Below are 912 nucleotides of genomic sequence, written 5' to 3' on the forward strand. Positions count from 1 at the left end.
GGTGCGGGGGTGGTCGGCGGGGAGGTCGACGGGCAGCCTGGAGAGGCGCTTGGCGGTGCCCAGCAGGGCGCCGGCCCAGATGTAGTGGGCGAGGAGCCGACCGGCGGAGGCCAGGATGCCGGGGCCGAAGTCGCAGACGGACAGTTGACGCAGTTGACGGACCAGCACGGCCATTCCCAGCGGCGGCAGGTCACAGGGCAGCAGGGCGATGCGGTCGGACTCCAGCATCGCGCGGACGGCGTGCAGTCGGTGCAGGTGGGCGCGGGGCAGGGTGCGGGAGTGGACGATCAGGTAATGGCCGTGACGGTCCACCAGGTCGGCGGTCTCGGCCAGCGCGGTCTCGAAGTCCTGTTCGCCGGGAGGGGTGAGGACGTGGGCCCCCGGGGTCCGTTGATCGGTGACCGGGAGCACCAGATCGGCGCCGGTCACCGCGATCGCCATGGGCATGCGCCGCTCCCCCCGGGCCGGACCGGCCGTCGCTTGCGGTTGGGTCTGCCAGATGGGCAGCTTAACGACTTCCCGGGGTGGTGAACCAGCGTCGGACGGTTACCGGTTGATGCCGTTCGGTGGGCCGTCGACCGGGGCGCCGGGGCACGCCGGGGTGTGGACCGGTCGGACGGACGGTGACGGTGTGCGCACGTTTTCTCCGGCACTCCTGGGGACCTCCGTGGTGCGTGCGGGGTGGTGGGAAACGAGTGGGAGCGGGGTCGCTTCCCGAAGGCGGGCTCAAGCGTGCCTCAAGTCGACCTTATGCGGGGATCCTTCCCGCCCGGTACGTCCGAATACCGCCCGGTGCGCGATCCTCCCGGACGGGACCGGGCGGTGCGCGCGCCCTTGACAGCCCGATTGGTCTGGACCATTGTGCCGGGGAACGGCGACCACGGTGCGTCACCCGTGGGCCCCGGCACGCCC

The 912-nt window shown here is 72.0% G+C and carries 1 pseudogene; it reads right to left on the reverse strand.

Going from position 1 to position 912, the window contains the following annotated elements:
• A pseudogene (locus tag FNQ90_RS25050) lies at window positions 1–447 on the reverse strand (hypothetical protein); the annotation flags it as partial.
• Window positions 448–912: the final 465 nt, after the last annotated feature.

The sequence above is a fragment of the Streptomyces alkaliphilus genome, assembly GCF_014141535.1.
Classification (GTDB): Bacteria; Actinomycetota; Actinomycetes; order Streptomycetales; family Streptomycetaceae; genus Streptomyces; species Streptomyces alkaliphilus.